At 48.2% G+C, this 6,339-nt stretch carries 6 protein-coding genes; all 6 read right to left on the reverse strand.

The window, feature by feature from the left end; translation table 11 throughout:
* Positions 1 to 6: 6 nt before the first annotated feature.
* The 6 genes from aguA to R7P67_RS11035 are packed head-to-tail and all read right to left on the reverse strand — an operon-like array spanning position 7 to position 6,143.
* Positions 7 to 1,089 (reverse strand): agmatine deiminase, encoded by a 1,083-nt coding sequence (gene aguA / locus R7P67_RS11010; protein ID WP_213870086.1) that lies wholly within the window; start codon positions 1,087 to 1,089, stop codon positions 7 to 9.
* 12 nt (positions 1,090 to 1,101) lie between these two features.
* Positions 1,102 to 1,968, reverse strand: a complete 867-nt coding sequence (gene aguB / locus R7P67_RS11015) for an N-carbamoylputrescine amidase (RefSeq protein WP_318085962.1) — start codon at positions 1,966 to 1,968, stop codon at positions 1,102 to 1,104.
* Between the two features lie 17 nt (positions 1,969 to 1,985).
* Positions 1,986 to 3,263, reverse strand: coding sequence for an NAD(P)/FAD-dependent oxidoreductase (locus R7P67_RS11020; RefSeq protein ID WP_005377810.1), 1,278 nt, complete (start codon positions 3,261 to 3,263; stop codon positions 1,986 to 1,988).
* Between the two features lie 37 nt (positions 3,264 to 3,300).
* The gene (locus tag R7P67_RS11025; protein WP_065274433.1) at positions 3,301 to 4,785 is read right to left on the reverse strand and encodes an aldehyde dehydrogenase; all 1,485 of its coding nucleotides are present in this window, start codon (positions 4,783 to 4,785) and stop codon (positions 3,301 to 3,303) included.
* A 35-nt stretch (positions 4,786 to 4,820) separates the two neighbouring features.
* The gene (gene puuR / locus R7P67_RS11030) at positions 4,821 to 5,378 is read right to left on the reverse strand and encodes an HTH-type transcriptional regulator PuuR (protein ID WP_054730171.1); all 558 of its coding nucleotides are present in this window, start codon (positions 5,376 to 5,378) and stop codon (positions 4,821 to 4,823) included.
* Positions 5,379 to 5,396: 18 nt separating this feature from the next.
* Positions 5,397 to 6,143, reverse strand: a complete 747-nt coding sequence (locus R7P67_RS11035) for a gamma-glutamyl-gamma-aminobutyrate hydrolase family protein (protein ID WP_005377814.1) — start codon at positions 6,141 to 6,143, stop codon at positions 5,397 to 5,399.
* Between the last annotated feature and the right edge of the window lie 196 nt (positions 6,144 to 6,339).

The following is a 6,339-nucleotide window of genomic DNA, read 5'->3' on the forward strand; positions in this document are numbered from 1 at the left end:
TTATGTTTAAGCAGGGATCTGCTGCGTAATGCAGTGAATGTTCCCTCCGCCAAGTAAAACCTCTCTCGACGGTATCGCGATGATTTGGTATTCCGGCATCGCGTTTTGCAAAATATCGATCGCCATAGCGTCGGTCTCTTCGTCCAGCATCGGCAAGAACACATGCTCGTTGACGATAAGAAAGTTCGCATAAGAGGCACTTAGGCGTTCGCCAGCTTGTCGACTCATTCCTGAACTGGCGTCGATACCATTGGCTTCGCGCTCGCTGTAATGCAACGGACCAGGTAATGGCAAACGGACAATTTCAATATCGCGTCCTTTCGCATCGTGCTGAGATTTCAGTACTTGTTCCGCTTGACGAGATAACGCGTATTGCGGATCGCTTGGGTCATCGGTCCAACTTAGTACCACTTTACCCGGTGCGATAACGTGCATCAGGTTGTCGATATGGCCGTCTGTTTCGTCATTGAATAAACCATTTGGCAACCAAATGACTTTTTCGATACCGAGATACGCCTTTAACTGCTCTTCAATTTGCGCTTTGCTCAACTGTGGATTTCGCCCCGGACTAAGTAAGCACTCTTCTGTGGTGTAAAGGGTGCTTTCACCATCGGTGTGAATCGCCCCACCTTCAAGTACAAACGGTGCGCGGTAATGATCAATACCGATGATGTCGCACACCGAACCAGCGACAAGATCGTCCTGCTGCCAGTTGTCGTAAAGGCCGTTGTATTCGCCGCCCCACGCGTTGAATTGCCAACTAATCCCACGGCGCTCGCCCGCTTGGTTAACAAGCACGGTCGGCCCGATGTCTCGCATCCACGCATCGTTAAATGGGATTTCCACCAAACGTACATCTGAGTGAAGCATTTGACGCGCTCGGTCAAAGTTGTGCGAGCACACCGCCACACACACTTTGGTCACTTCCGCGATTAAGTTCGCGATTCTGGCGAAGGTTTCTTGCGCGGGTAATGCGTCATCACGCCAATTGTCTTTCCTTTCTGGCCACGCTAGCCAAACTTCACTAACCGGCTGAAACTCAGCCGGAAAATAGAAGCCATCCTGCGCTGGTGTTGTCGATAACTTCATTTTAACGCCTCTTTAAACGGCTAGTTTGCCAACGCTGGTGTAAAGGTCTGGACGACGGTCGCGGAACAAGCCCCACGCGTGACGCGCTTTCGCTGTCGTAGCTAGGTCGATTTCTGCGTAAATGATGGTTTCACCTTGACGCGGTGCTTCGGCAATTTTTGCACCAGTGTGGTCAGTGATAAAAGAAGAGCCGTAGAACGTCGTCTCGATACCATCATCGACTTCAGTGCCCACTCGGTTTGACGCAATCACTGGAACGAGGTTTGCTGCCGAGTGACCTTGCATTGTACGTTGCCAGTGGTCACGTGAATCCAGTGTCGGATCTTGAGGCTCAGAACCGATTGCAGTTGGGTAAAGAATCGCTTCCGCGCCGTGCAGAGCCAAGCTGCGTGCAAGCTCTGGAAACCATTGGTCCCAGCAAATGCCAGCACCGAACTTACCGAACTTGGTTTGCCACACTTTGAAACCGGTATCGCCAGGGCTAAAGTAGTACTTCTCGCTGTAGCCCGGGCCGTCAGGAATGTGTGACTTGCGGTAGTTATCTAGTACCGTACCATCGGCATCAATCATCACTAGCGAGTTAAAAAACGTATTGCCCGCTTTTTCAAAGTAGCTGACAGGAATCACCACGCCGAGCTCTTTAGCCAACGCACTCATCTCTTTAATAAGACGACAATTCTCCGTTTCTTCTGCAAGCTCGAAATACTTCGCTTCTTGTTTTTTGCAGAAGTAAGGTGCAGCGAACAGCTCTTGCGGAAGAATCACGTTCGCACCGTTTTGTGCTGCTTCACGAATCGCCTTTTTTGCTTTGGCTAAGTTATCTTCCAGATCCCAGCTTTTCGTCAGTTGAAGGGCTGCAAATTTCACTACTTTGCTCATTTGATATTCCTTATCTCTTAAATCGCCAGTTTGTCACGTAGGTTGTAGTAAGCCGCGCCCATTGCCGTAAACGGAATTTGGAAGTGGCGGCCCCCCGGGAAGGAGTAATGTTTCAGTGCAGCAAACGCGTCAAAGCGTTCTGCGTGTCCGGTCAGAGCTTCGGCCAGCAACTTACCTGCTAGGTGAGTACACGTTACACCGTGACCGCTGTAGCCTTGTAGGTAGTAAATGTTGTCTGCAAACGAGCCAAATTGCGGCATGCGTGAGTAAGTCAGCAAGAAGTTACCTGTCCAGGTGTAATCAATCTTGATGCCTTTCAATTGTGGGAAGACTTTTTCCATCTTCGGACGGATCAGTGCTTCGATGTTTTCTGGGTCACGTGCTCCGTAAACCACACCACCTCCGAACAACAAACGCTTGTCGGCGGTTAAGCGGAAGTAGTCAAGCAAGTAATTACAGTCCTCAACGCAGTAGTCACTGGTCAGCACTTGTTTTAGCTGCTCATCACTCAAAGGCTGAGTCGCCACCACTTGTGTGCCACACGGAATCGCTTTGTTGCTGATGTTTGGTGCCAAACCACCAAGGTAGGCGTTACCTGCCAGTACCACGTACTTGCTCTTCACGCTGCCTTTCGCCGTTTTCACTACTGGGTTAATACCTTTATCAATCGACACGACCGCCGACTGCTCAAAGATTTGACCACCTAGAGACGTAAACGCAGCAGCTTCACCCAATGCCAGTTTAAGCGGGTGAATGTGACCACCGCGCATATCCAGTAAGCCGCCAGTGTATACTTTAGTGCCTACCGCTTGTTCTACCTCTCCTGCGTCAAGCAGAGTCAGTTGGTCGTTGCCGTAACGCTCCCAGTTCTTCTTATGTTCTTCTAGCCCTTTGAGTTGTTTACTGTTCAGTGCCGTGAACAAGCCGCCTTGCTTGTAATCACAGTTGATGTCGTATTTGTCGATCAGGCCACGGATGATATCGCCGCCTTCAAAAATCATATCGCACAGAGCTTTGGCTTGGTTTTGGTCGTAACGGCTTTCAATCACGTCAACATCTCGGCTGTAGCTGTTAACGATTTGGCCACCGTTACGACCAGTTGCTCCAAAGCCCACTTTTGCGCTTTCTAGCACAACGACTTTAAAACCTTTTTCTGCAAGGTGTAGTGCAGAAGAAAGACCAGAAAATCCCGCACCGACTACACACACATCGCACTCGATGTCGTTTTGCAACTGTGGGTATTCCGGCATGTTTGGCACAGAGTGCGCGTAGAACGAATCCGTATGCTTGTTCATAGAACTATTCCTTTATTTATCGTAATCGTCAGCAGGCTTAAGGATGGAGGCGAATCCAAGTGGTTTTGGTTTCGGTGAATTTTTCAATCGCGTGGAGAGACTTGTCTCGACCATTTCCGCTCATTTTGAATCCGCCAAATGGGACCGTCATATCACCTTCGTTGTAGTTGTTGACCCAAACCGAGCCGGCTTGCAGTCGTTTTGCTACGCGATGAACGCGGTTGATATTGCTGCTCCAAAGTGCAGCACCTAAGCCGTACTTCGAATCGTTAGCGATCTCAATTGCTTGCGCTTCGTCTTTGAATGGAATGACACACAGCACCGGACCAAAAATTTCCTCCTGAGCGACACGCATCTTGTTGTCGACGTTGTCTAAAATGGTTGGGGAAACAAATGCGCCCTGCCCATCGACATCGCCGCCACAACGTACGTTTGCACCTTCTGATTCACCTAACGAGATGTATTCCAATACTTTTGATTTATGATCTTGGTCGATGAGCGCACCCATTGATGAACTTGGGTCCATTGGGTCTTTTGGCGTGAACGCTTTCGACGCTTGAATAACTTTTTCTATAAACTGCTCTTTGATGCTTTCGTGAACAAGCAGGCGGGTTGCCGCGACGCACACCTCACCTTGGTTGTAAAAACACCCTGCAGCGGTGTCTGCTGCTGCGCGGTCTAAATCATCACAATCTTCAAACACGATGTTCGCGTTCTTGCCGCCCGCTTCTGCAAACACACGCTTTAGGTTGCTCTCACCCGATCTGACCATCAGTTGACCTGCAATGCGCGTCGAGCCTGTGAAGGCGATGCAGTCTACGTCTTGGTGTTTCGCCAGCGCGTCGCCAGCTTCATGACCAAAACCCGTAACGACTTGGAAAACGCCTGTTGGCAAGCCCGCTCGAGAAGCAAGTTGACCTAGGAATATCGCGGTGAGAGAAGATTTTTCTGACGGTTTTAGAATCACGCTGTTACCAGCGGCTAAAGCAGGGCCAAGCTTCCAGCACGCAAGCCAAAGGGGGAAGTTCCACGGCACAACCGCAGCGACCACGCCAATTGGCTGATGGGAAATAAAGGCATGTACATCTTTTTCGGTTGGGGCAACTTCGCCGTACACTTTGTCGATTGCTTCTGCGTACCAGCGTAATGCACTCGCCGCGCCAGGAATATCGGTAGAGAAGCTGTGAGAGATAGGCTTACCGGTATCAAGCGTTTCTAGCAGAGCCAATTCTTCTTGGTTTTGATCAATCAAGTCAGCAAACTGTTTAAGCACTGCTTTGCGATGAGCTGGGCTGCTCTCGCTCCACTGACCGGATTGAAATGCTTGGCGAGCGTATGAAACCACGAGATCAACATCTTCATTTTGGCAACGGGCGATTTCGGTGAATATCTCATCTGTTGCTGGGTTAACTACCGGGATGGTTTGCCCTGTTAAAGCGGCACTGTATTCACCGTTAATGTACGCCCTGTTTTCGATGTTTAGATTGTTTTTTAGTTCAATCCATTGCTCTTGGGTTTTCATACGCTCTCCTTGTGATCACACAAGGCAAGCCCCCACTAAAATGTGGTTGGCGTATGCGCACTTATCATTCGACAAGCCTTGTCTGTGTGATTTGTAAATCGATGGGGCTTCGTCGTATCAATAATGTACGACTCGCCCGCTGTTATGACATGAGATTGCCCTTTATATTCCAGAGTGATTTCACCCTCTAATACGGTGCCAATCTCTTCGCCTTCGTGTTTGATTTCTGCCGCACCAGTGGTTCCATAAGGTGCGTATTCCTCGATCAAGAATCCGATGACTTGATCTTTGTCGCCATTCGTTACCAGTTTCATGGACACCGTCTCGCTCCCGATTTCCACAAGATCTGACGGCTTGATGACTACTTTCACTTCCTCGTTCGAAGGTTGTTCAAAAGTGAAAAACTCTGATAACGATAAAGAAAATACATTAACGATTTTTTGTAGTGAGCTGACCGACGGGCTCACTTTTCCATTTTCAATGGATGAGATTGCACTGTGGGTAATACCAGCGCGCTCGGCTAGTTCCCTTTGTGACAATCCATGTTTTTTTCGTAACTGAACAATATTTTTACCAATCTCTTGATTGTCCATTCATACAGCTCCAAACGTTTAACGAGAGGTAGCCATCATAAATTCATTGAACAAAATTTGAGAGAAATGATTGGTTTTTGCTTCCCATTCTGGGTGCCACTGCACGCCAACGAAAAATTTTTGATTAGGAAGACTAAATGCTTCTACCAAGCCATCCGGGGCTTTAGCTTCTACTTGTAATAGAGGAGCAAGCTGATCGACGCCTTGGTTGTGTAGTGTGTTCACTTCAAAGAAGGTGGTGTTTTCCCAATGATTTTGCACCAGCCATTGTTCAAATAAGCTCTGTTTTTGAACTAGCACAGCGTGTGCTGGCGCGTATTTTTGTTCGAAATCTTCAACAGGCGCTTCACGATGGTCATTGAAGCCGGAGTCATGAACGGCTGGGTTTAACGAGCCACCAAGTGCGACATTCATCTCTTGAAAGCCGCGGCAAATACCAAGGCACGGAATGTTTTGGTCAACCGCATGACGAATTAACGTGAATGAGAGCTCATCACGAGCTTCATCTTTGTAGCTCTCTTCGTGCGTTGCATTGTATCGATGTGGCGCAACGTTAGAGTGGCTGCCAGGAAAAAGAAAACCATCACATATGTCTAGGATGGTGGTTACGTCATCGCCCGACATGTCGGGAGCCAACATAATCGGTAGTCCTCCAAAATCCTTTATGGCGCGAAGGTAAAAGTCGTTGACCGCTTGTATCTGATAGCCACCCAACTCTTTAGCGCAGCTAACCACACCAATGATGGGTTTGTGTGTATCTGCCATGATATGTCCGTGTTCAATTTATTTAACACAAACCCTACAAACCATGTACAAAATTATCAACACAGATGACCATTATTATCGTCACAACGTGATCTGACGCACTTTTTAGGCTTCAAAACTGAATATTTATGCTCATTATATTGAACAAAACAAAACCAACTGTTACAAAATAGTTAACAGAAAGACATAAAAACCA

It is taken from the genome of Vibrio sp. Vb0937 (genome assembly GCF_033338855.1).